Origin of the sequence: Dechloromonas hortensis, from assembly GCF_009469765.1 — a bacterium.
Taxonomy (GTDB): Bacteria; Pseudomonadota; Gammaproteobacteria; order Burkholderiales; family Rhodocyclaceae; genus Azonexus; species Azonexus hortensis.
The window spans coordinates 1-21040 of the sequence record NZ_SSSQ01000021.1; the positions used below are offsets into that span (position 1 = coordinate 1).

At 64.3% G+C, this 21040-nt stretch carries 16 protein-coding genes and 1 pseudogene; 4 read left to right on the forward strand and 13 right to left on the reverse strand.

The annotated features are described in order from the left end of the window. Positions 1-236: 236 nt before the first annotated feature. From mscL to GH663_RS21505, 3 genes and pseudogenes are all read right to left on the reverse strand, one after another. Positions 237-662 carry a large conductance mechanosensitive channel protein MscL gene (mscL, locus tag GH663_RS20275; protein WP_153133406.1) on the reverse strand — a complete coding sequence of 142 codons (426 nt, stop codon included), beginning with the start codon at positions 660-662 and terminating at the stop codon, positions 237-239. An 81-nt stretch (positions 663-743) separates the two neighbouring features. Then, a complete protein-coding gene (locus tag GH663_RS20280; RefSeq protein WP_153133407.1) occupies positions 744-1913 on the reverse strand; it encodes a pyridoxal phosphate-dependent aminotransferase in 1170 nt (389 codons plus the stop codon). Positions 1914-1990: 77 nt separating this feature from the next. After that, positions 1991-3817 (reverse strand): annotated as a pseudogene (locus tag GH663_RS21505) (methyl-accepting chemotaxis protein); the annotation flags it as partial. A gap of 362 nt (positions 3818-4179) precedes the next feature. Between GH663_RS21505 and mtnA the strand changes: the two are divergent. From mtnA to GH663_RS20305, 4 genes are read left to right on the forward strand one after another with little or no spacing between them, the layout of a single operon-like run. Beyond that, complete coding sequence (gene mtnA / locus GH663_RS20290; RefSeq protein WP_153133409.1) at positions 4180-5268, forward strand: S-methyl-5-thioribose-1-phosphate isomerase; 1089 nt, start codon at positions 4180-4182, stop codon at positions 5266-5268. Then, entirely contained in the window at positions 5261-5890 is a 630-nt protein-coding gene (locus GH663_RS20295) for a class II aldolase/adducin family protein (protein ID WP_153133410.1), read from the forward strand. Before mtnA ends, GH663_RS20295 begins: the two co-directional genes overlap by 8 nt. Further along, positions 5887-6867 carry a CDF family Co(II)/Ni(II) efflux transporter DmeF gene (gene dmeF / locus GH663_RS20300; protein ID WP_153133411.1) on the forward strand — a complete coding sequence of 327 codons (981 nt, stop codon included), beginning with the start codon at positions 5887-5889 and terminating at the stop codon, positions 6865-6867. The genes GH663_RS20295 and dmeF overlap by 4 nt, the downstream gene beginning before the upstream one ends. After that, a complete protein-coding gene (locus GH663_RS20305; RefSeq protein WP_153133412.1) occupies positions 6867-7919 on the forward strand; it encodes an RNA methyltransferase in 1053 nt (350 codons plus the stop codon). The genes dmeF and GH663_RS20305 overlap by 1 nt, the downstream gene beginning before the upstream one ends. A gap of 9 nt (positions 7920-7928) precedes the next feature. Here GH663_RS20305 and GH663_RS20310 read toward each other — a convergent pair whose 3' ends face one another. The 10 genes from GH663_RS20310 to GH663_RS20355 form a co-directional block, all read right to left on the reverse strand. Beyond that, entirely contained in the window at positions 7929-8672 is a 744-nt protein-coding gene (locus GH663_RS20310) for a flagellar brake protein (protein WP_153133413.1), read from the reverse strand. Further along, positions 8669-9523, reverse strand: a complete 855-nt coding sequence (locus tag GH663_RS20315; RefSeq protein ID WP_153133414.1) for an NAD(P)-dependent oxidoreductase — start codon at positions 9521-9523, stop codon at positions 8669-8671. Before GH663_RS20315 ends, GH663_RS20310 begins: the two co-directional genes overlap by 4 nt. Further along, positions 9520-10386: an NAD(P)-dependent oxidoreductase gene (locus GH663_RS20320; RefSeq protein ID WP_153133415.1), complete on the reverse strand. Its 867-nt coding sequence runs from the start codon at positions 10384-10386 to the stop codon at positions 9520-9522. The genes GH663_RS20315 and GH663_RS20320 overlap by 4 nt, the downstream gene beginning before the upstream one ends. A 71-nt stretch (positions 10387-10457) precedes the next feature. Beyond that, the gene (locus GH663_RS20325; RefSeq protein ID WP_170291469.1) at positions 10458-12347 is read right to left on the reverse strand and encodes a putative bifunctional diguanylate cyclase/phosphodiesterase; all 1890 of its coding nucleotides are present in this window, start codon (positions 12345-12347) and stop codon (positions 10458-10460) included. A 215-nt stretch (positions 12348-12562) separates the two neighbouring features. Then, positions 12563-12790 (reverse strand): YgaP family membrane protein, encoded by a 228-nt coding sequence (locus tag GH663_RS20330; protein ID WP_153133417.1) that lies wholly within the window; start codon positions 12788-12790, stop codon positions 12563-12565. After that, entirely contained in the window at positions 12787-16005 is a 3219-nt protein-coding gene (locus GH663_RS20335; protein ID WP_153133418.1) for an efflux RND transporter permease subunit, read from the reverse strand. The genes GH663_RS20330 and GH663_RS20335 overlap by 4 nt, the downstream gene beginning before the upstream one ends. Before the next feature lie 3 nt (positions 16006-16008). Continuing rightward, the gene (locus tag GH663_RS20340) at positions 16009-16998 is read right to left on the reverse strand and encodes an efflux RND transporter periplasmic adaptor subunit (protein ID WP_246181664.1); all 990 of its coding nucleotides are present in this window, start codon (positions 16996-16998) and stop codon (positions 16009-16011) included. Between the two features lie 66 nt (positions 16999-17064). Further along, positions 17065-19251, reverse strand: a complete 2187-nt coding sequence (locus tag GH663_RS20345) for an ATP-binding protein (protein WP_153133420.1) — start codon at positions 19249-19251, stop codon at positions 17065-17067. A gap of 35 nt (positions 19252-19286) precedes the next feature. After that, on the reverse strand, positions 19287-20570 hold the full coding sequence (locus GH663_RS20350) for an MFS transporter (RefSeq protein WP_153133421.1): 1284 nt from the start codon (positions 20568-20570) through the stop codon (positions 19287-19289). 68 nt (positions 20571-20638) lie between these two features. Then, positions 20639-20941: a c-type cytochrome gene (locus tag GH663_RS20355; protein ID WP_153133422.1), complete on the reverse strand. Its 303-nt coding sequence runs from the start codon at positions 20939-20941 to the stop codon at positions 20639-20641. Positions 20942-21040 lie beyond the last annotated feature (99 nt).

Below are 21040 nucleotides of genomic sequence, written 5' to 3' on the forward strand. Positions count from 1 at the left end.
GCATTGCAATAATTTCGACCCAAGTCAGCCAGGAGCAGTCAGTTGGCATGCGATATGTTTTGGCCGAGAATAAATAACATGGCCGGACGCAACAACTGAGCAAAAAAAGAACCCAAGGAGCCTCGGCTATTGGCTGATGTTGGTGATTTTTGTGGCTTGGCTCAACCACTACCGATAGCGTACCGGGCACAAAAAAAAGCCGCTGAACAGCGGCTTTTTTATCGTTGGAAGAAAACCTACTTCTTAAGCGAATCGCGAATCTCGCGCAGCAGCGTGATGTCTTCCGGCGTCGGCGGGACTTCCGGTTCGGCGGTCGGGGCTGGCGCGCGCAGGCGGTTCATCTGCTTGATCATGATGAAAATGATGAAGGCGAGAATGATGAAATTGACCAGGATGGTCAGGAAGGAGCCGTAGGCGAAGACCGGGATGCCGGCCTTCTTGAGTTCGGCCAGCGCCGTCAGGTTGCCCGGGTTGTCGCCAAGGACGACGAACAGGTTGGAGAAGTCGAGCTTGCCGACGATGCGGCTGACCAGCGGCATGATCAGGTCGCCGACGATGGAATCGACGATCTTGCCGAAGGCGCCGCCGATGATGACGCCGACCGCCAGATCCATTGCGTTGCCCTTGACGGCAAATTCCTTGAATTCCTGCAGCATGCTCATGGTGTTGTCCTCTGTTGACTATTATTGGGTGACGGAATTATTCGCGTCAGCATACGCCAGCGTCAAGCTGGCATGCATTATTTAACGCGGCTTCACAAAAGCTTTACACAGGCGCTCGGCGGCGGCGCGCAAGGTCGCCTCCTGCTTGGCGAAGCAGAAACGGACGACGCTGTCATCGCGCCCGTCGGCATAGAAGACCGAGACCGGGATCACCGCGACGCCGACTTCGCGGGTCATCCATTCGGCGAACTGGCGATCCGGCAGGTCGGACAGCCCGGCATAGCTGGCCAGTTGGAAATAGGTGCCGCGACAGGGCAGCAGTTCGAAGGGCGTCTCGGCCAGCAGGCGGCGGAAGAAGTCGCGCTTTTCCTGATAGAAGGCGGCCAGGCCGAGATGGCGCGAAGCGTCCTGCATGTATTCGGCAATCGCCAGTTGCGACGGCGCATGCACGGTGAACACGTTGAACTGGTGCACCTTGCGGAACTCCGCCATCAGCGCCGCCGGGCCGACGACGTAGCCGATTTTCCAGCCGGTGATATGGTAGGTCTTGCCGAAGCTGGAAACGACGATGCTGCGTTGCGCCAGTTCGGGGTGGCCGCACAGGCTGGCGTGCTGTTCGCCGTCGAACAGGATGTGCTCGTAGACCTCATCGGAGAGGATGACGATGTCCGTTCCCCTGACCAGTTCGGCCAGTTGGTCCAGGTCGGCCGCGCTGAGCAGGCTGCCGGTCGGGTTGTGCGGCGAATTGACGATGATCATCCGCGTTTTCGGCGAAATCAGCCGCTCGACCTGCGCCCAGTCCGGCGCGTAGTCGGGGAATTGCAATTGCGCGAAAACCGCCTTGCCGCCGACTGTTTCGATGGCCGGCACATAGGAGTCATAGACCGGCTCGAAGACGATCACCTCGTCGCCCGGCCGGACGAAGGCGGCAATCGCTGTGAAGATGGCCTGCGTTGCGCCGGCCGTCACCGTCACTTCGGACTCAACATCGAAACGCGGCCCGTAGAGCGCCGCCACTTTGTCCACGATGGCCTGGCGCAGTTCCGGCAGGCCAGCCATCGGCGCGTATTGGTTGCGCCCGGCCAGCATGTGGCGGTGCATGGCCTCGAACAATACCGGCTCGGCCTGGAAATCAGGGAAGCCCTGCGACAGATTCACCGCGCCGCACTCGGCAGCCAGCCGCGACATGACGGTGAAGATGGTCGTCCCCATGTCGGGAAAACGGGAAGCGATGCGGATTGAACTGTCCATGGCGGCGGTCGACCTGTCAAAAGAGGCAGATCTTGCGGCATCGCCGGCCGCCGGACAAGCCCTCGCGAAAACCTCGCTCAGAGCTTGGCCGCCATCCCCTGCAGATGCTCCAGCCGGCCGAGCAGTTCGTTCAGCGTCGCCATGCCGCGGCTCAGTTCATCGACATTGCTCAGGCTGTTCGTCACCTGGCGATGTTCGCGCGCCGCATCGCTGGTCATCTGCTCGATCTGGCCGGCAGCCTGTTCGCTCTTGGCGATCAGGCCGTCGATCGAGGCCAGCGTGGCGTGGGCGATCTGGCGGATGCCGCTGATCGTGCGCACCGCCTCCTGAATGCTCGACGCCGTCGCATCGGCCTGATGCTTGGCCGACTGCGCCAGCTTGCGCACTTCGTCGGCGACCACCGCGAAGCCGCGCCCGGCCTCGCCGGCCCGCGCCGCCTCGATCGCCGCATTGAGGGCGAGCAGGTTGGTCTGATCGGCAATGGCGCTGATGCCGCCGGTAATCGAGCCGATCGCCTTCGACAGCCGTTCCAGATCGTCGAGCCCGCTGCCCAGGCTGGCCTGCGAATGCTGCGAATCTTTCGCCGCGGCGCCGACATCGGCCATCAGCGCCAGCGCCCGGCTCAGCGTCTCGGCCTGCTGGCGGAAGCCGGCGGCAAGCGAGGGCAGCGTATCGACTACCGGCTGCACGGTACGTTCATAGACCAGCACCTGCTCGACCATGCCGCGCTGCATGCCGTTCAGCGTGACCCAGCGCTGCAGCGCGCGCTGCGCGTAATGGCTCGAAAACCCGGCGTAGTGCACCGGGAAGGCGCTCATGAAGGGATCGCCGTAGCCATCGCTTTCGCGGAAGAAGACCAGCGCCGACAGCGTCTGGTTGATCGGAATGCCGAGGATTTCGCCAAAGGTCGAGAAGCCGGCGGCCGGCGTCTCGGCGAAGAAGTCGGCCCGCCCGAGCAATTCCGGGTTGCCCAGCCGGCGCAGCACGCAGTCGTTGAGCAGCATCGCCACCGGCGCCCCCTTGCCGACAAGGAACTGCTGCCAGTCGCGCTGCGTGGTGGCGATGAAATCGGTCACTTTGAGCAGATGCAGGCAGTCGCCGAACTCGATGTCGCAGAAGAAGCTGGTCTTGTCGGCACCGAGCGCGGCAACCGAGCGGATGAACATCTCGTCATTGACCGAAACGGCGAAGGTGTGGCCGGCCAGGTGTTTCTCGACCTCGCCTTCGGTGCAGCGGAAATGCGCCGCCAGCGCCGGCAGGAAACCCTGCGTCCGGCCGTCCGCAGTGAATACGCTGCTCACGGTGCGGGCCACCGGGTCGGCCTCGGCGACCAGCCAGCTCTTGCCGGCCGGCACGAAATTCTGCGTCTTGAACGGTGAAAAGCGAATGCCCTTGCGCACCTTGCAGAAGACCAGCATCGCCCGCCCGCTCAGCACGCGTTGGCCGTCGTGCATGTAGGTCGCCGAAAAATCAAGCTTGCCGCCGGCCGAGCCGCCGACCGCCAGACAGGGAAAGCGCTGGCTCTCGTACCAGGCGCGCATCAGGAAACCTTCCGAGGCCGACAGCCCATCACAGAAGACCAGCGCGAAGCAGTCCTGTGCACTGATCGGGAAGGAAGGTTGAACACTGTTCAATTCCTGCGCAATTCTGCTCACCCGCTCGCCGACGGTTGTCCCCTGCCCGACCTTTAAATCGATAGTGAACACTTCGCTGCGCTCGACGATTTCATCGGAAAGCCACAGAAAACTACCTTCGCGGTCATGCGCCCCGGCGCCGCAATAGGTCGAGGCGCCGCCGCTGCACAGGGCGCCGGTGGAGGAAAGCGCAGCAAAGGTCGGCCCACTGCCCAGCACCCGCTGGAGGCCTTCGGCAACCCCCTGAAAATTGGCGTAAGGCGGCACGAAGCCGATGAACAGGCCGCCGGCGCCGGCCGGCAGGCCCAGTTCGGCGGCACCGGCCGGCAAACGCTCGGCATTGAAACGGCCGCGTACGGCGGCCGGGAGCGGCTGGTGCGTCGCTGCCTGTGCCGGCGAACGAAAGAATGAAAACATGCTGCTGCCTCCTGATTGGCTGCCGGCGGCCATCCCCGCAGGCATTATTGATTTTTGGCGAGCGGGCGCTTTGCCCCTGCCTTCCGGTGCAAATCCCGTACCAGGCGGCAGCCCCAATCATCGAGTTCGTGCTTCCTTGCCGGCGCCGGGCGGTAAAATGTCGAGCATGGCGCCAGCGCGTCCCTTCCATTGATGGCTTCCCCGCCCCACCAGACATGAACATTGACGGCATTCCCACCCCCAGCCTGCGCGCCCACCCGGCGCAGCGCTGTATCGACATCATCGACCAGGCCCGCCTGCCGCACGTGCTGCACTGGGCGCGCGTCAGCACGCTCGACGAAGCGGCGCACGCCATTCGCGCCATGCAGGTCCGTGGTGCGCCGCTGATCGGTGCCACCGCCGCCTACGGACTGGCCATCGCCTTGAACGAGCAGGCCGACGACGCACAACTGAATGCCGCGGTCGACCTGCTGTGGAAAACCCGGCCGACTGCCGTCAACCTGCACTGGGCGCTGACCCGGATGTCCCGCTTGTTGAGCGAACTCCCCGCCGAGCAGCGTTGCGCTGCGGCCTGGGCCGAAGCTGCGGCGATTGCCGAGGAGGATGTCGCGCAGAACGCCGCCATCGGCCAGCACGGCCTGGGCCTGCTCCGCCAGGTGACGCGCCGCCACGGCACGACGCTGAACATCATGACCCACTGCAATGCCGGCTGGCTGGCCACCGTCGATGGCGGCACCGCGCTCGCCCCGGTCTATGCCGCCTACGACGCCGGCCTGCCGGTCCATGTCTGGGTCTCGGAAACCCGGCCGCGCAACCAGGGCCTGCTCACCGCCTGGGAACTGGCCCAGCACGGCGTGCCGCACACGCTGATCGCCGACAACGCGGCCGGCATCCTGCTCCAGCAAGGCAAGGTCGATGCCGTGATCGTCGGCGCCGACCGCATCGCCAGCAATGGCGACGCCGCCAACAAAGTGGGCACTTACCTCAAGGGTCTGGCCTGTGCCGATAACGGCGTCCCTTTCTACGTCGCCGCGCCGCGCTCAACCGTCGATTTCGACCTACCCGGCGGCCAGCACATCCCGATCGAGGAACGCGACGGCGACGAATTCCGCCTCGTGCACGGCCTCGACTCGCGCGGCGTGCCGTCGGCGCTGCACCAGTTGCCGGCCAGGGAAGCCGTGGTCAATCCGGCTTTCGACGTCACCCCGGCCCGCCTGATTACCGCGCTGATCACCGAACGCGGCGTCTGCCCAGCCAGCCGCGACGGCCTGCTCGGCCTCTACCCGGAAGAAGCCGGTGTCTGAGCCCCGCCAGCAACTGATCGCCACCGCCTGCGCGATGGGTCCGGCCGGCCTCAATCGCGGCACCTCGGGCAATGTCAGCGTGCGCAGCGGCGACAGCTTCTACATCACGCCGACCGGCATGCGCTACGAACAACTGGTCGCCGACGACATCCCGCTGATGGCACTCGACGGTTCGCACCAGGGCCGCCGCAAGCCGTCGTCGGAATGGCGCTTCCATCGCGATCTGTACGCCGCCCGGCCGGAAGTCGGCGCCGTACTGCACGCCCATTCGCCGTTTGCCGTCAGCCTGGCCTGCCTGCGCTGCGATATTCCGGCCTTCCACTACATGATCGCCCGCTTCGGCGGCGACAGCATCCGCTGCGCCGACTACGCCATTTTTGGCTCCGCGGAACTGTCCACCGCAGCAATGAGCGCCATGCAACAACGCAAGGCCTGCCTGCTCGCCAACCACGGCCTGCTCGTCGCCGGCCGCGACCTCGACGAGGCGCTGGCCCTGGCCGTCGAACTCGAAGAACTGTGCGAGCAATACTGGCGCGCCTGCCAGCTCGGCCAGCCGGTACTGTTGTCGACCGATGAGATGGCAGCCGTACTGCAAAAATTCGCCGGCTACGGCCAACAATGAAACACGACCTTTCCCGCTGGCTGCACAACCATCAATTCAGTGCCGGCAATCCGGCCGCCGAGCGCGGCACCCGCCTGGTAATGTGGATCACCGTCGCCACCATGTTCGTCGAGATCGTTGCCGGTTGGTGGTACAACTCGATGGCCCTGATCGCCGATGGCTGGCACATGAGCTCGCACGCGCTGGCCATCGGCCTCGCCGCCTTCGCCTACGGCGCAGCGCGCAAGTACGCGGCCGACCCGAGCTTCGCCTTCGGCACCTGGAAAATCGAGATCCTGGCCAGCTACACCAGCGCCATCGCCTTGCTCGGCGTCGCCGGCATGATGGTGGTCGGCTCGCTCGAACGCCTGTGGTCGCCGCAAACCATCCACTACCCGGAAGCGATTGCGGTGGCGGTGCTTGGTCTGGCAGTCAACCTGGCCTGCGCCCTGATTCTTGGCCATTCGCATGAAGGCCACGGGCACGACCATGGTCATGCCCACCACCATCACGACCACGAGCATGCGCACGCCCACGAAGACCTCAACCTGAAGGCGGCCTACATCCACGTCATCACCGATGCCGCGACCTCGGTGCTCGCCATCGTCGCCCTGCTCGGCGGCTGGTTCTATGGCTGGGCCTGGCTCGATCCAGCGATGGGCCTGGTCGGCGCGGTACTGGTCGCGCTGTGGGCCAAGAACCTGCTGCTGCAATCCGGCCGCGTGCTGCTCGACCGCGAGATGGACCACCCGGTGGTCGAGGAAATCCGCGAGGTCATCGCCCAGTTGCCGGCCGCCGGCCAGACCGAACTGACCGACCTGCACGTCTGGCGCGTCGGCGGCGGCGCCTATGCCTGCGCCCTCAGCGTGCTGACCCACGACGAGGGCCTGCAGCCGCTCGACATCCGCCAGCAACTCGCCATTCACGAAGAGATCGTCCATGCGACGATCGAGATCCACCGCTGCGACACCTGCAGCGACATACCGCCAGAAGCCTGATGCGCCTCGAAGAAATCCGCCAGCAGCTACGCGCTGCCGGCGCCAAGACCTGCCATGAAGAGCGCGTGCTGCGCGCCTGGACCCAGAACGTCGGCCTCGACACCCGCCACCGCAAGGCCGAGGACTTCCTGCCGCTCGCCGTGCGCCAGCTGCTGCCGGCGCTGACCGGCCAGCTCGACGGCCTGGCCCGCCTGCGCTCGGAACACCCCGGTGAAGACGGCTCGGCCCGCCTGCTGGTTGAACTGGCCGACGGCCAGACCGTCGAAAGCGTGTTGCTGCCGCGTGACGGCCTCTGTGTCTCGACCCAGGTCGGCTGCGCGGTCGGCTGCCTGTTCTGCATGACCGGCCAGGAAGGCCTGCTGCGCCAGGTCGGCAGCGCCGAAATCGTCGCCCAGGTGGTGCTGGCCCGCCGCCTGCGCAAGGTGACGCGCGTCGTCTTCATGGGCATGGGCGAACCTTCGCACAATCTCGACAACGTCATGGAAGCGATCGAAACGCTCGGCACGGTGGCCGGCATCGGCCACAAGAATCTGGTCTTCTCGACGGTCGGCGACCGCCGCGCCTTCGAACGGCTGCCGCAAGGTCCGGTCAAGCCGGCGCTGGCGCTGTCGCTGCACACGACCAAGGCCGAGCTGCGCACCAAGTTGCTGCCGAAAGCGCCGCGCATCGACCCCGACGAACTGGTCGACCTGGGCGAAGACTACGCGCGCCGTACCGGCTACCCGATCCAGTACCAATGGACGCTGCTCGCCGGCATCAACGACAGCGACGAGGAAGTCGAAGGCATCATCCGGCTGCTCAAGGGCAAGTACGCGATGATGAACTTCATTCCCTACAACAGCAACGAAGGCTTGGGATTCGAGCGCCCGTCCTGGGAACGCGCCAGCCAGCTGGCCGGCCGCCTGCACCAGAGCGGCATCCTCGCCCGCCTGCGCAACTCGGCCGGGCAGGATGTCGATGGCGGCTGCGGCCAGTTGCGGGCCCGCGCTACGGCAACAGACGGGACAACACCGCCGGAAAAGCCGCTCAAGCGTATCGCTCGGGCCGGCTGAGCCGGCGCCTCAGCTCAATTCGTGCCGTTCGCGCTCGATGCGGGCGATATAGCGCTGGATGCGGTTTTCGGCGCCGGCCGGCAGGTTCTTGAAGGCCAGGCCGATGCGCCAGTGGCGGCTGCCGCTGCGCGCTTCCAGTTCGGTCATGTGGTGCACGCTGGCCGCGAAGGAAAGCTCGTTGGTGTCATCCGGCAGCTTGCATCGGCAACTGGGCAATTCGTCGCCGAGTTGCAGGCCCTCGGGCAGGCTGGCGACGCTGAGGCCGATGCCGGATACCGAAATGTCGTGCGCCGACAGATTGAGCGCCGCACTGCCCGGCCGGCTGGCGATACATTGCAGCGGCTTGACGCGCGGCGTCTCGATGCGGAAATACTCGCGCCGCTGCAAACGGACCAGAGTCTTCGGTAAATCGACGGCAAATGCCTTGCCGCCCTCGTAATTGATCTCGCGGGCCGGCCCGCTCGAGAACTGCACGTGGATGCCGCCCGGTCGGCCAACAAAGACCGTGCGCTCGCTGCCGAGCAAGCGCCGGTTGGTTTCGCTGCTGCCGCTGCAGTCGAAAACGAGCCGCCCGCTGGCCGGTTCGACGGCGAGCAAGGTAGTCAGGAAAGATTCTTTCCCGGCATTGAACTGCACCGCAAACGAATCACGCTCCTTGGCAAAGCCAAGCAGCATGAACTGGATCGGAATCCGGCCGGCAATATGAAAACGCTCTTCGATTTCAGCTTCGGAAAGCTGGGCAATCTGGCTCATGCAAGTTCCAGCACGCGCAGCAAGGAGGCCGTATCGTCCCGCCCCCAGCCCTGCGCCATCAATGAATTCAACTGTTGGTCGACCGCTGCGGTCAACGGCATCGGCACCCCGCTTTGGCGCGCCGCTTCGCGCACCAGGCCGAAATCCTTGTGATGCAGGCGGGCTTCAATGCCGGCCGCAAAATCGCGTTTTACCATGCGCTCGCCCATCACGTCGAGCACGCGCGAGGCGGCCGAGCCGCCGGCCAGCGCCTGCTTGACCCTGGCGCAATCGACGCCGGCCGCGGCGGCGAGGCGCATGGCCTCGGCCGTGGCCTGGATGGCGGCGACCATGATCATCTGGTTGCAGGCCTTGGCGACCTGGCCGGCGCCATTCGGACCGATATGGACAATGCGCTGACCGAGGCAGGCGAGCAGCGGGCGCACCCGTTCGAGGACCGCAGCCTCGCCGCCGGCCATGATCGCCAGCGTCGCGTCAATGGCGCCCTGGGCGCCGCCGGAGACCGGCGCGTCGAGCATGTGGATGCCCTGTTCGCCCAGGCGGGCGGCGATCCGTCGCTCCACATCCGGCGCGATGGTCGAACAGTCGACCAGCACGCTGCCCGCCGCCATGCCCGCGCTCAAGCCATCCGGCCCCAAGGCGACGGCCTCGACATCGGCGCTTGACGTAATCACCGTGAACACCACCTCGCACTGCCGGCCGAGTTCGGCCGGCGTTGCACAGACCGTGGCGGCCAGACCTTCCAGGCTGGCTGGCCGACGGGCCCAGACGTGCAGTTCGTGGCCGGCCCGCTGCAAGTGCAGCGCCATCGGCCGCCCCATCACGCCCAGACCGATGAAGCCGACTTTCATGCCTGTCCCGACAGCCGTTCAAGCAGTTTCAACACGGCGATCGAGTCTTCCTCGCCCAGGCCGGAGCCGACCATGGCGTTGAACATCTGCGCCGTCGCTGCCGAACCGGGCAGGCAGAGGCCGAGCTCATGCGCGGTCTGCATCACGATATTCAGATCCTTCTCGTGCATCCAGCTCTTGAAACCCGGCTTGAAATTACGGTCGAGCATGCGCTGGCCGTGGTTTTCGAGAATTTTCGAATAGGCAAAGCCACCCAGTAACGCCTCGCGCACCTTGCTGCGGTCGACCCCGTTTTTGGCAGCAAAAGCAAAGGCCTCAGCCACCGCCAGCACGCCCATGCCGGTGACGATCTGGTTGGCTGCCTTGGTTACCTGCCCGGCGCCGCTGCCGCCGACGTGGACGATATTCTTGCCCATGCACTCGAAGGCCGGCTGGGCGCGGGCGAAGGCCGCCTCGCTGCCGCCGGCCATGATCGACAGGGTGCCGGCAATCGCCCCGACCTCGCCGCCGGAAACCGGGGCGTCCATGAAGTCGATTCCCAGCGCGGCCAGTTCATCGTGAATATTGCGGGCGGCGGCCGGCGCGATGGTGCTCATATCGACCGCAACCAGCCCGGCTGATGCGCCCGGCGCGGCCTGGCGCAGCACGTCGAGCACGTCGGGGGCATCCGCCACCATCGAGATGACCAGTTCGGCGCCACGCACCGCCTCGGCCGGGCTGGTCGCCGTGTCGGCGCCGGCTTCCTGCAAGGGCAGCATGGATTCGGCGCGGCGCGCCCAGACGGTGACATCATGGCCACCCTTGAGAAGGTTGAGCGCCATCGGGCGCCCCATGATGCCGAGGCCGAGAAAGGCAATTTTCATGCTGGACTCCAAGTCGATGAGCTTGAAATTCTCGGGCTGCCCCGAGCGGCGGTCAAGTCCGGCCGGCTGAATCAGTCCGGCGCGGTCCCTGGGCGGAGGGAATTGAGCATATCGACGACGCCTTCGGCCGGCATCGGCCGGCAGAAATGGAAGCCCTGGACACGTTCGCAAGCCATATCGCGCAGCGAGCTGACCTGGGCCGAGTTCTCGACGCCTTCGGCCACCAGGCGCAGGCCGAGCGAGCCGCCGAGGGCGATGATCGAGGCAACCAGCGAGGCGGCGTCGGCATCGGACTCCATGTCGGCGACGAAGCTGCGGTCGATCTTCAGGCGATCGATCGGGAAACGGCGCAGATAGGAGAGCGAGGAATAGCCGGTGCCGAAATCGTCTACCGCCAGCTTGACGCCCATCGCCTTCAATTCTTCCAGCGTCGTCACCGATGAGTCGGCACTGTGCATGATGGTGCTTTCGGTAATTTCCAGCTCCAGGCGCTCGGCCGGCAAACCGGACTCGGCCAGCACGGCGCGCACCGACTGGGCGAATTCCGGCTGGCGGAACTGGTAGGCGGAAATATTGACGGCGATTTCGCCCATGTCGATGCCGGCATCGAGCCAGGCCTTGGCCTGCCGACAGGCGGTGAGCAGGACCCAGTGGCCGAGCGGCAGGATCAGGCCGCTATCTTCGGCGACCGGAATGAAATCGGCCGGTGGAATCATGCCCAGCTTGGGGTGCTGCCAGCGCACCAGCGCCTCGACGCCGACGATGCGGCCGCTCGGCAGATCGAGCTGCGGCTGGTAATGGAGCAGCAACTCGTTATTGGCCAGCGCCTCCCACAACTCGCTTTCCAGATGCAGCCGCTTGTTGGCCGCCGCATTCATCGGCGCGGCGAAGAACTGGTATTTGTTGCGGCCGTTGGCCTTGGCGTAATACATCGCGGTATCGGCATTGCGCATCAGCGCTTCCGGCGTATCACCGTCGCCCGGGAACAGGCTGATACCGATCGACAAGCTGGTGTGCAGCGGGTGACCGTCAATCTCGCAGGTCTCGCTGACCGCCTTCATCAGTGCCTGGACATTGGTCAGCACGACATCGGTATTGGGAATGTTTTCCAGCAGCAGCACGAACTCGTCGCCGCCCAGCCGGATCACCTGGTCGAATTCTCCCGCCACCAGCAACAGGCGGCGGGCTACTTCGCACAGCAGGCGGTCGCCGGCATGATGGCCGAGCGAATCGTTGACCATCTTGAAGTTGTCGAGGTCGATGATCAGCACGGCCAGTTGGCTGCCGTTGTCGCGTGCCGCACTCAGCGCCCGCTCGAAGTAGTTGCCGAGCGCAACACGGTTGGGCAGGCCGGTCAGTGGGTCGTGATGGGCCAGATATTCAATGCGCGCTTCCTGCGCCTTCTGGGCACTGATGTCGGAGAAGACGGCGACGTAATGGGTCGGCGCATCGCCCTCGCAGACCGCGTTGAGCCGAAGCAGGCGCGGAAACAGCTCGCCATTCTTGCTGCGCCCCCAGATTTCGCCTTCCCATTGACCGGTTTCGGCCAGGCCGGACCACAGCTTTGTGTAGAAATCCGGGCCGTTGCGCTCGGAGCACAGCAGTTCGCAAGACTGGCCGATGATTTCAGCCGTGGTGTAACCGGAAAGCTGCTCGAATGCCGGGTTGACCGCAAGGATGCGCTGAGCGGCATCGATCACCAGCACCGCTTCGGACGCATGGTGAATGATCTTGCGATGCAGTTCGATCTGCTCGCCAGCCAGGCGCAGACTGCGCCGCAAGGTCTGCAGGCCGACCAGGACAAAAATGGAAAACAGGCTGGCGGTGAGCAGCGGCACCCAGGAGATGGCCGGCAAGCTTGCTCCGGCCTCGAGGCCCGGCTGGCCGGCAGGCGGATAGGCGGCCAGCAGGCCATAGGCGACCACCGACCAGACCAGGGCGATTGCGCCGAGCGCTACCATAACGAGTTTTCGGCCAGCGATAGCCGGGTTGTGCATCAAGATTGAAACGACCCCAAAAACTGCTAAATTCGAATTTGTGGGCCGGGAGTGTAACTGAGGCACAACAATGTTTCAGTGCAAAAATTCACAGTTGCATGGAATAACCTTATTGCATATGCGACAGGCAAAACACCGCAAGCCAAGCAACTGATCCAACGCAATTATTCAACAATTGCTTAGCTGCAACAGCCACCACCATCGCTCTTCTTGACGCCCAGTTTTGTTAACAGTTTCTCCGGCGGGCAAAAACCGGTGAAACCACTTTGCAGCAAATTTAAACCGACAAAAGCGGTAAACGCGAGAAACCACTTCGAAACAAACAGCGGACTCTCTTCGATGCCCAGCGCCAGCGAGATGAGGACAAAAGCGCCGGCCATGATGCGGATGATGCGTTCGGTGGTCATGATTGATGTTCCTTCCGGAAAGCCGAGAAATAAAGAACCGGGATGACGACCAGGGTCAGCAGGGTCGACACCAGGATGCCGAAGATCAGGCTGAGGGCCAGGCCGTTGAAAATCGGGTCGTCGAGGATGAACAGCGCGCCGAGCATGGCGGCCAGCGCGGTCAGCGCGATCGGCTTGGCACGCACCGCCGCCGACTGGATCACCGCATCGTGAAAGTCCATGCCGGCGGCGACCTGTTGCTTGATGAAATCGACCAGCAGAATCGAGTTGCGGACGATGATGCCGGCCAGCGCGATCATGCCGATCATCGAGGTGGCGGTGAATTGCGAACCGAACAGCGCATGGCCGGGCATGACGCCGATGATGGTCAGCGGGATCGGCGCCATGATGATCAGCGGCACCAGGTAGCTACCGAAGTGGGCGACGACCAGCAGGTAGATCAGAATCAAGCCGACCGCGTAGGCGATACCCATGTCGCGGAAGGTTTCGTAGGTCACCTGCCACTCGCCGTCCCATTTGACGCTGTAGCCGGCATAGGGATCTGGCGGCTGGCGGATGAACCATTCGCCGAGCCTGCCGCCCTCCGGCAGCGCCATGCCGTTGATCTGGCGGCGGATGTCGAACATGCCGTAGAGCGGCGAATCGAGCTGGCCACCCATGTCGCCGACGACATAGACGACCGGCAGCAGATCCTTGTGGTAGATCGCTTTCTCGCGGGCCAGATCGCGCACTTCGACCACTTCCGACACCGGGATCAACTGGCCGTCACGGGCCCGGACGCGCAATTTCAGCAAGGCATCGAGCGACGACTGCTTCTCGGCCGGCAGCGTGATACGGACCGGGATTTCGAACTTCGCTTCGGTATTGCGGGCCGGCGTCACATCCTGGCCGGCCAGGCCCATGCTGACCACCTCGACGATGTCGCTCTGCGCCACGCCGAGCAGCGCCGCCTTGCTTTGCAGCACATGCAGCACGGCCTTGCGCGAATCGGCCTCGATATAGTCGTCCACCGCAACGATATCGGCCGTGTTGGCGAAGGCGGCCCGCACCTGCTTGCCGACCGCCATCTGGCCCTTCATGTCCGGCCCATAGATTTCGGCGACGATGGGCGAAATCACCGGCGGCCCCGGCGGCACTTCGACGACCTTGGCGACGCCGCCGTTCTTCTTGCCGATGGCCTCGATGCGTTCGCGCAGTGAGACGGCGATCTGGTGGCTCTGCCGCGCACGATGCTGCTTGTCGGCCAGATTGACCTGGATGTCGCCCTTTTCCGGCGCGGCGCGCAGGTAGTACTGACGGACCAGGCCGTTGAAATTGATCGGGCTGGCCGTACCGGCATAGGCCTGGTAATTGACGACGTCGGGTTCGCCGGCCAGCTCGCTGCCGATTTCGTGCAGCACGCGCGCGGTTTCCTCGAGCGGCGTGCCGACCGGCAGATCGACGATGATCTGGAATTCGCTCTTGTTGTCGAAGGGCAGCATCTTCAGCACGACCAACTGGAAGTAGGCCAGCGACACCGAACCGAGAATGAGCAGGACGACGGTGACGGCCAGCCGGAAACGCATGGCACCGCCCCTGACCGGGTCGAGGAAGGGCGTCAGCAGCTTGCGGAAGGTGTTGTCGAGCCTGGCGTCGAGCTTCGAGACTTGCGACACGCCGCTCGCCTGGCCATGCGATTTCATCAGCTTCGCAGCCAGCCAGGGCGTCACGATAAAGGCCACGGCCAGCGAAATGGCCATGCCCATCGACGAATTGATCGGGATCGGGCTCATGTACGGGCCCATCAGGCCGCTGACAAAAGCCATCGGCAACAGCGCGGCGATCACCGTCAGCGTCGCCAGGATGGTCGGGCCGCCGACTTCATCGACGGCACCGGGAATGATTTCAAGCAGCGTCTTGTCCGGATACAAGCCCTGCCAGCGATGAATGTTCTCGACGACGACGATGGCGTCATCGACCAGGATACCGATCGAGAAGATCAGTGCGAACAGTGACACCCGGTTCAGCGTGAAGCCCCAGGCCCAGGAGGCGAACAGCGTCGCCGCCAGGGTCAGGGTGACGGCGACGCCGACGATCACCGCCTCGCGCTTGCCGAGCGCGAAGAAAACCAGCAGCACGACAAAGGCAGTGGCGAAGATCAGTTTGCCGATCAGTTTCTGCGCCTTTTCGGTTGCCGTCTCGCCATAATTGCGCGTCACGGTGACTTCGACGCCTTCCGGAATCACGGTGTTTTTCAGGCTTTCAATGCGGTCCACCGCAGCCGTCGCCACATCGGCCGCATTGACCCCCGGCTGCTTCGACAATTGCATGGTCACGGCCGGGAATTCGCCTTCCTTGCTGCCGTACCAGGCATAGGCCTTGGGCTGGTCCGGACCATCCTGCACCGTCGCCAGGTCGCTGAGAAACACCGGCTTGCGGTTGCCGCCCTCGCCACGCACGGCAACAACCAGTTGCTTCACATCGCTGGCCGACTCGAGATAAGTCCCGGTCTGGACCAGCACCTCGCGATTGCCGGCGGTCAGGCTGCCCGACGACTGAAGCGCGTTCGATACTTTCAGCGCGGCGGCGATATCCTGCGGCGTCACCGCATAGGCGTTCATCCGTTCGGCATCCATCAGCACGCGGATGGCGTGGTCCGGGCCACCGATGGTCGACACGTCGCGCGTCCCCTTGATCCGCTTCAGTTCGATCTCGACGGCGCGCGCCACCTGTTGCAACTCGAAGGCCGAACGGCCCGGGTCGCGGGTCCAGAAAGTCAGCGAAACGATCGGCACATCGTCGATACCGCGCGGCTTGATGACCGGCTCCTGGACGCCGAGATTGGGCGGCAGCCAGTCGCGGTGCGAATGCACGGTGTCGTAGAGGCGGAGCACCGCATCGTTGTATTTGATGCCGACATCGAACTGCACGGTAATCACCGCCATGCCGGGCCGCGCCATCGAGTACACGTGCTCGACGCCATGCATGCGCGACAGCACCTGCTCGGCCGGGCGGGCGACGAGATTTTCGACATCCTTGGCCGAGGCGCCGGGAAAGGCGACCAGCACATCGGCCATCGTCACGTCGATCTGCGGCTCTTCCTCGCGCGGCGTCACCAGCGTCGCGAAAATCCCCATCAGAAAGGCGACCAGCGCCAGCAGCGGGGTCATCCGCGAAGTCTGGAAAGCGGCGGCAATGCGCCCGGCAATACCGAGCGAACTAACTGAGCGGGCCATGACCTACTTGCCAGCCTTCATTTGGATACCGGCCTTGACCGGGTCGGTTACCACCTGGTCGCCGGCGACCAGTCCGGCCAGCACTTCGATCTCGCCCTGCCCGACGGCATCGCCCAGACGCAACTGGCGCAGGCTCAGGCGGCCGTCGGCCGTTTGCACATAGACGGCGGCGACTTCGCCGCGGCGCAACACGGCAGCGGCCGGCACGGTCAGCTTCTCGGCCTGGCCGATGACGAAATGAACGCGGGCGAACATGCCCGGCGTCGCTTCCGGCACCTCCGGCAAGCTGACCCGCACCTGCGAGACATGGGTCGTCGCGTCGGCCGTCGGCAACAGCTTGACCGCCGTCGCCGCCACCCACTTGCCCAGTTCCGGAAACTCGACGCGCGCTGTCGTCACCCGGCGCATATCCTGCAATCGGTACTGCGGCACGCTGGCCGTGACGCGCAGGCCACCCGGCTCATAAATGGTGAACAGCGGCTTGCCCGGCGTCGCCATGTCGCCCATTTCGGCATGCCGCCGGGCGACAATGCCGTTCATCGGCGAAACGATGCTGGCATGGCTTTGGCTGGCCCCGGCCGCAGCCCGGTTGGCCCCGGCCGAATCGAAGTCGGCGCGGGCCTTGTCGAGCGTGGCTGAACTCATGAATTTCTGGGCGACCAGGTTTTTCGTCCGCTCGTAATTGACCTTGGCGTTGGCGTATTGCGCCTCGGCCGCACGGGCCGCCTCTTCCGCTTCGCGGGCATCGATGCGCATCAGCAATTCGCCTTTCCTGACGCTCTGCCCGGCATCGGCCTTCACTTCGAGGACCCGGCCGGCCACTTGGGCGCCGACCGTCGCCTGCTGCACCGCCTCGACCAGCGACTCGGCGGGAAAGGTCAAATCGACCGCATGCGGCTTGACGACAACCAGCGGCAGCCCCTCGGCGGCGAGGGCGGCGGTCGACAGCATCAAAAGGGCAAAAACCAGCCGGGGAAACAGATTTGTATTCATGTATATAAGAATACTCTGATTTAGCTAACCAAGGCAAGGTCAGCCCACCCGGGGCCTTGATTTACTTCAACTTTCCTGGATCGGTGCCTGCCTCGGCAGAGTCAAGGTAAAGGCCGTGCCGCGCCCCACTTCACTATCCACCGTCAACTCACCGCCGAGCAACCGCTGCGCCAGGTTGAGGACGATGGAGAGGCCGAGGCCGCTGCCGCCCTGACCGAGGCGGGTGGTGAAGAAGGGATCGAAAATGCGCGGCAGGATCTCGGGCGGAATGCCGACGCCGTCATCGACAAAACGGATTTCGACCTGACCGTCAGCCAAGCTGCGCGCGCCGATCCGGATGCAGCCATCGGCCTGGCCGACGAAAGCATGCTGCAAAGCGTTTTCGACCAGATTGACGACGATCTGGCCGAGTCCGCCGGGATAGCTGTCCATCGTCAGTCCAGCCTCGGCCGCCAGCTCAAGTCGGTAAGGCAGGTATTTGAACAGCGGCTCCAGCGTCATCCGGATCTCTTCGAGGGTGGTCGCCAGGTCGAAACTGCGCCGGCGATCGCTGGTCTGATCAACCGCCACCTGCTTGAAATTGTGGATCAGGTCGGCTGCCCGGTGCAGATTGCGCTCCAGCATCGCGCCGGAGTCGCGCATCGAAACAACAAAGGCGTCCAGCCGCGAGCGGCTCAACGGTCCGGCAGCGAGCGCCGCTTCAAAATCCTTGATGTGCTGGCGGGCCGTCGTCGCCACCATCAGCGCATTACCAATGGGTGTATTGATCTCGTGCGCCACCCCGGCCACCAGGCTGCCGAGCGCCGCCATCCGCTCGTTGCGGGCCAGCACTTTCTCGGTCGCCCGGCGCTCCTGAATCTCACTTTCCAGCTGCCGCGTCCGCTCGACGACCCGCGCTTCGAGCTCGGCATTCAACTGCTCGTAGCGCTGGTTGGCCGCCTGCAATGCGATCTCGGCCTGTCGCCGTTCGGTGACGTCGACACCGACGCTGAACATGCCGATAGCTTGCCCCGCCGCATTGCGTACCACCCGGTTGTGCCAGGAAACCCAAACCCGCTCGCCATTCTTCTTGATGTTCTCGTTGAGGTTGATCGCGTAGGCCTCGGGGCGCTGAAAAATATCCGCCATCAGTTCGCTCAGGTCGCGCCCGTCCGATTCGAACGGCGGCACGATGGTGCCGACGACCGACCGGCCGATGATTTCATCACCGTGAAAACCGAAGAAGTTCTGCCCGTATTCGTTGAGAAAAAGCACCTTGCCATGGTTGTCCCACTTGAGCAGGATGCTCGCTGCCGAATCGACCAGTTCGCGATACTTCTCCTCGCTGGCTTGCAGCTCGCGGGTGCGCAACGCCACCTCGTGGCGCAGCAACTGCGGCTGGCGCAGGCTGAGGTAGGCGGCCAAGGCCACCAGCGAGGCAATCAGCAAGCTGGCCGCCGCATCAAGCAGCAGACTCCCGCGTCCATACCAGCCGCGCTCCGGGCCGACGCTGAGCACCCACTCGCCATTCGGCACCGGTATCTTGACCTCGACCGGGTCGAGCAAGGGCTGATCCGACGAGCGTGCGAAGACCTGACGCTGCTTGGCACCCGGCGGAATCCGCCATAACTCGTACTGGTAGCCCGCTTCCTCAAGGCTGTTCAAGGGCGTCGCCACCAGCAGGTCAGGCACCCGGATCAGGACCTGAACCAGCCCCCAGAAAGTCTCCTCGCCATCCTTGCCCTTGAGGAAGACCGGATTCCGGCCGATTACGCCGACCCCGCCCTGGCGCAACTCGAACGGCCCGGTCAGTCCGAGCCGGCGACTCTCGATCACCAACCGGGTCTCCGGCCCCTGGATCGGATCCTTCAAGGGGCTGAAACCGATCACCCGTTCATTGCCGGGTAAGGGCTCAACGCGGCTGATTGTGCCACCCGGGGCAAGCTGCAAGGCGGTGATGCCACCAAAAAGGTTGATCAGTTCCTTGGCCAGGGTCGAGAAATCGTCAATTTGCCCACCGCCCTGGCGCAATACGGCGATCAGGGCATTGGAAGCGGACAAGGAACGATCCAGGCGCTCACCAAGATCATGGGCGACCGCCGACGCCATTTGGCGGGCCTGGATCTCGCTCTGCTGGCGCCGATCGCGTTCGATGCTGTAGGCCCCGAGGGCAGCAAGCAGGCCGGCGACGATGAAGGAAAACGCGGCGCCGAGCACAGCCCAGCGTCGTCCACGATCCGCTCGGTCATCAAACCCACTCGCTTGCAAGGACATGGCCGCCCTCCTCAGGATCCTATGTCACCACAACTTCAACTGGCTTGCCAGATGTTCCTGCACCGCGTCTCATGAATCCACCAGCTGCACAGCGCGCCCAGCGCGGCACACAGCGTAACCACCAGCAGGCCGGCCCGCCACGAGGCGACATCGTAAAAGCGGGTACCACCCAGCATTTCGCCCTGCCAGCTCAAATCCATCACCCAGCCCACCGTCGGCTGCAGCAGCGCGGCAGCGAGAAAACTGCCCATATTGGTGACACTGGTCGACATCCCCGACAGCAGCGGCGGATTGACCTCCTTGGCGCAGGCCCAGCTCAGGCTCATGCCGGCAGTGGTCAGCCCGGTCAACGCAAACAGCGCATAGGAAACGGCCAGCGGCATCTTGATGCAGGAGAGGAAGACCAGGAAGATCAACACCAGCAGATGCGAGGTCACCAGCAATACCGGCTTGCGCCGGCCAAGCCGGTCGGACAGGGTGCCGACGAAAAAGCAGCCGACGGCAAAGCCGCCGAACCACAGCGACAGGTGCGAGGCCGCCACGTTGCGGCTCAAGCCATGCACCTGCATCAGATACGGCGTCGCCCACAGGCCGGCAAAGGTAAAAAAGGCACCGCACATGCCGGTATTGAGCAGCGCGGCCGGCCAGGTCGCCCGATTTTTCAGGACCGTCCGCAAACCGTTGAGAACCACCGTCCGGTCCACGCGCGGCGCCTCGATGCCGCCCGCCGCGGCGTTGGCCGGGCGATCGCGGACAAACAACCAGCACAGCACGCCGAGGGTCAGCGACAAGCCGCCAACGCCAAGGAAGACGCCGCGCCAGCCGGTCGCCTGGGCGAGCGCCGAAAGCGGTGCGCCGGCCAGCACCGAACCGAGATTACCGACCAGCATGCAGATGCCGACGATGGTGGCGAAGCGGCGCTCCTCGAACCAGACGGCAATCAGCTTGAGCATGGCGATGAAGGTGACGGAGACGCCGAGACCGATCATGGTCCGCCCGACCAGTGCCACATCGAGGCTCGGCGCAAAACCGAACAGGAAACTGCCGAGCCCGCCGACGATGCCGCCGAGGGCCAGAATCCGGCGTGGCCCGAGGGTATCGGCCAGGATGCCGGTCGGCACCTGCATGATCGTATAGACGTAGAAATAGGTCGCGGCCAGCACGCCGAGCGAGGCGGCGGAAGTCTGGAAGGCAGCGGCCAGATCCTGGGCGATACCGGCCGGCGCGAAGCGCTGGAAAAATGACAGGACATAGGCCGCCGCAACGACGGCCAGGATGAGCCAGCGGCGGCGCCGCTGCTCCGGACTAAGGGTGTCCATACCGACTCTCTCTGGGGATTTATTTTATTTTGGCGCCCAGTGCAGGGCGCTCCGGGTCAAACCAGGTCTTACTTGTGGCTCAGCACCCACTTGGCCAGCGTAGCCGCTTCGGCCTCGGTGACATTGTTCGGCGGCATCGGCACGGCGCCCCACTCGTTCTTGCTGCCGTTCTTGATCTTGGCGGCCATCGTCGCCTCAATGCCTTTTTCTCCCGCCCGCTTGGCGATGACGTCCTTGTAGCTGGGGCCGACGATCTTCTTGTCGAACGCATGGCAGGTCATGCAATTCTTGGCCTTGGCCAGATCTTCCGAAGCCAGGGCGGTGCCGGCAAGGAGACAGGCGCCGAGCAGCAATGCGAAGTTTTTCTTCATGTTTTCCTCCGAGTAGTGACGAACCGATCAGGATGCCGGTTTTCAAGCGCAGTCTAACCCGCGCCGAAAATGCAGCCTAGCCCCGGGTCACGCCACAAG

Excerpts from the sequence above, each read along its gene's own strand:
- GH663_RS20330 (WP_153133417.1), bottom strand. The coding sequence starts at position 12,790 with ATGACCACCGAACGCATCATCCGCATCATGGCCGGCGCTTTTGTCCTC.
- mtnA (WP_153133409.1), top strand. The coding sequence starts at position 4,180 with ATGAACATTGACGGCATTCCCACCCCCAGCCTGCGCGCCCACCCGGCG.
- GH663_RS20350 (WP_153133421.1), bottom strand. The coding sequence starts at position 20,570 with ATGGACACCCTTAGTCCGGAGCAGCGGCGCCGCCGCTGGCTCATCCTG.
- GH663_RS20340 (WP_246181664.1), bottom strand. The coding sequence starts at position 16,998 with ATGAATACAAATCTGTTTCCCCGGCTGGTTTTTGCCCTTTTGATGCTG.
- dmeF (WP_153133411.1), top strand. The coding sequence starts at position 5,887 with ATGAAACACGACCTTTCCCGCTGGCTGCACAACCATCAATTCAGTGCC.
- mscL (WP_153133406.1), bottom strand. The coding sequence starts at position 662 with ATGAGCATGCTGCAGGAATTCAAGGAATTTGCCGTCAAGGGCAACGCA.
- GH663_RS20355 (WP_153133422.1), bottom strand. The coding sequence starts at position 20,941 with ATGAAGAAAAACTTCGCATTGCTGCTCGGCGCCTGTCTCCTTGCCGGC.
- GH663_RS20320 (WP_153133415.1), bottom strand. The coding sequence starts at position 10,386 with ATGAAAATTGCCTTTCTCGGCCTCGGCATCATGGGGCGCCCGATGGCG.
- GH663_RS20325 (WP_170291469.1), bottom strand. The coding sequence starts at position 12,347 with ATGGTAGCGCTCGGCGCAATCGCCCTGGTCTGGTCGGTGGTCGCCTAT.
- GH663_RS20345 (WP_153133420.1), bottom strand. The coding sequence starts at position 19,251 with ATGTCCTTGCAAGCGAGTGGGTTTGATGACCGAGCGGATCGTGGACGA.
- GH663_RS20315 (WP_153133414.1), bottom strand. The coding sequence starts at position 9,523 with ATGAAAGTCGGCTTCATCGGTCTGGGCGTGATGGGGCGGCCGATGGCG.
- GH663_RS20305 (WP_153133412.1), top strand. The coding sequence starts at position 6,867 with ATGCGCCTCGAAGAAATCCGCCAGCAGCTACGCGCTGCCGGCGCCAAG.
- GH663_RS20280 (WP_153133407.1), bottom strand. The coding sequence starts at position 1,913 with ATGGACAGTTCAATCCGCATCGCTTCCCGTTTTCCCGACATGGGGACG.
- GH663_RS20335 (WP_153133418.1), bottom strand. The coding sequence starts at position 16,005 with ATGGCCCGCTCAGTTAGTTCGCTCGGTATTGCCGGGCGCATTGCCGCC.
- GH663_RS20310 (WP_153133413.1), bottom strand. The coding sequence starts at position 8,672 with ATGAGCCAGATTGCCCAGCTTTCCGAAGCTGAAATCGAAGAGCGTTTT.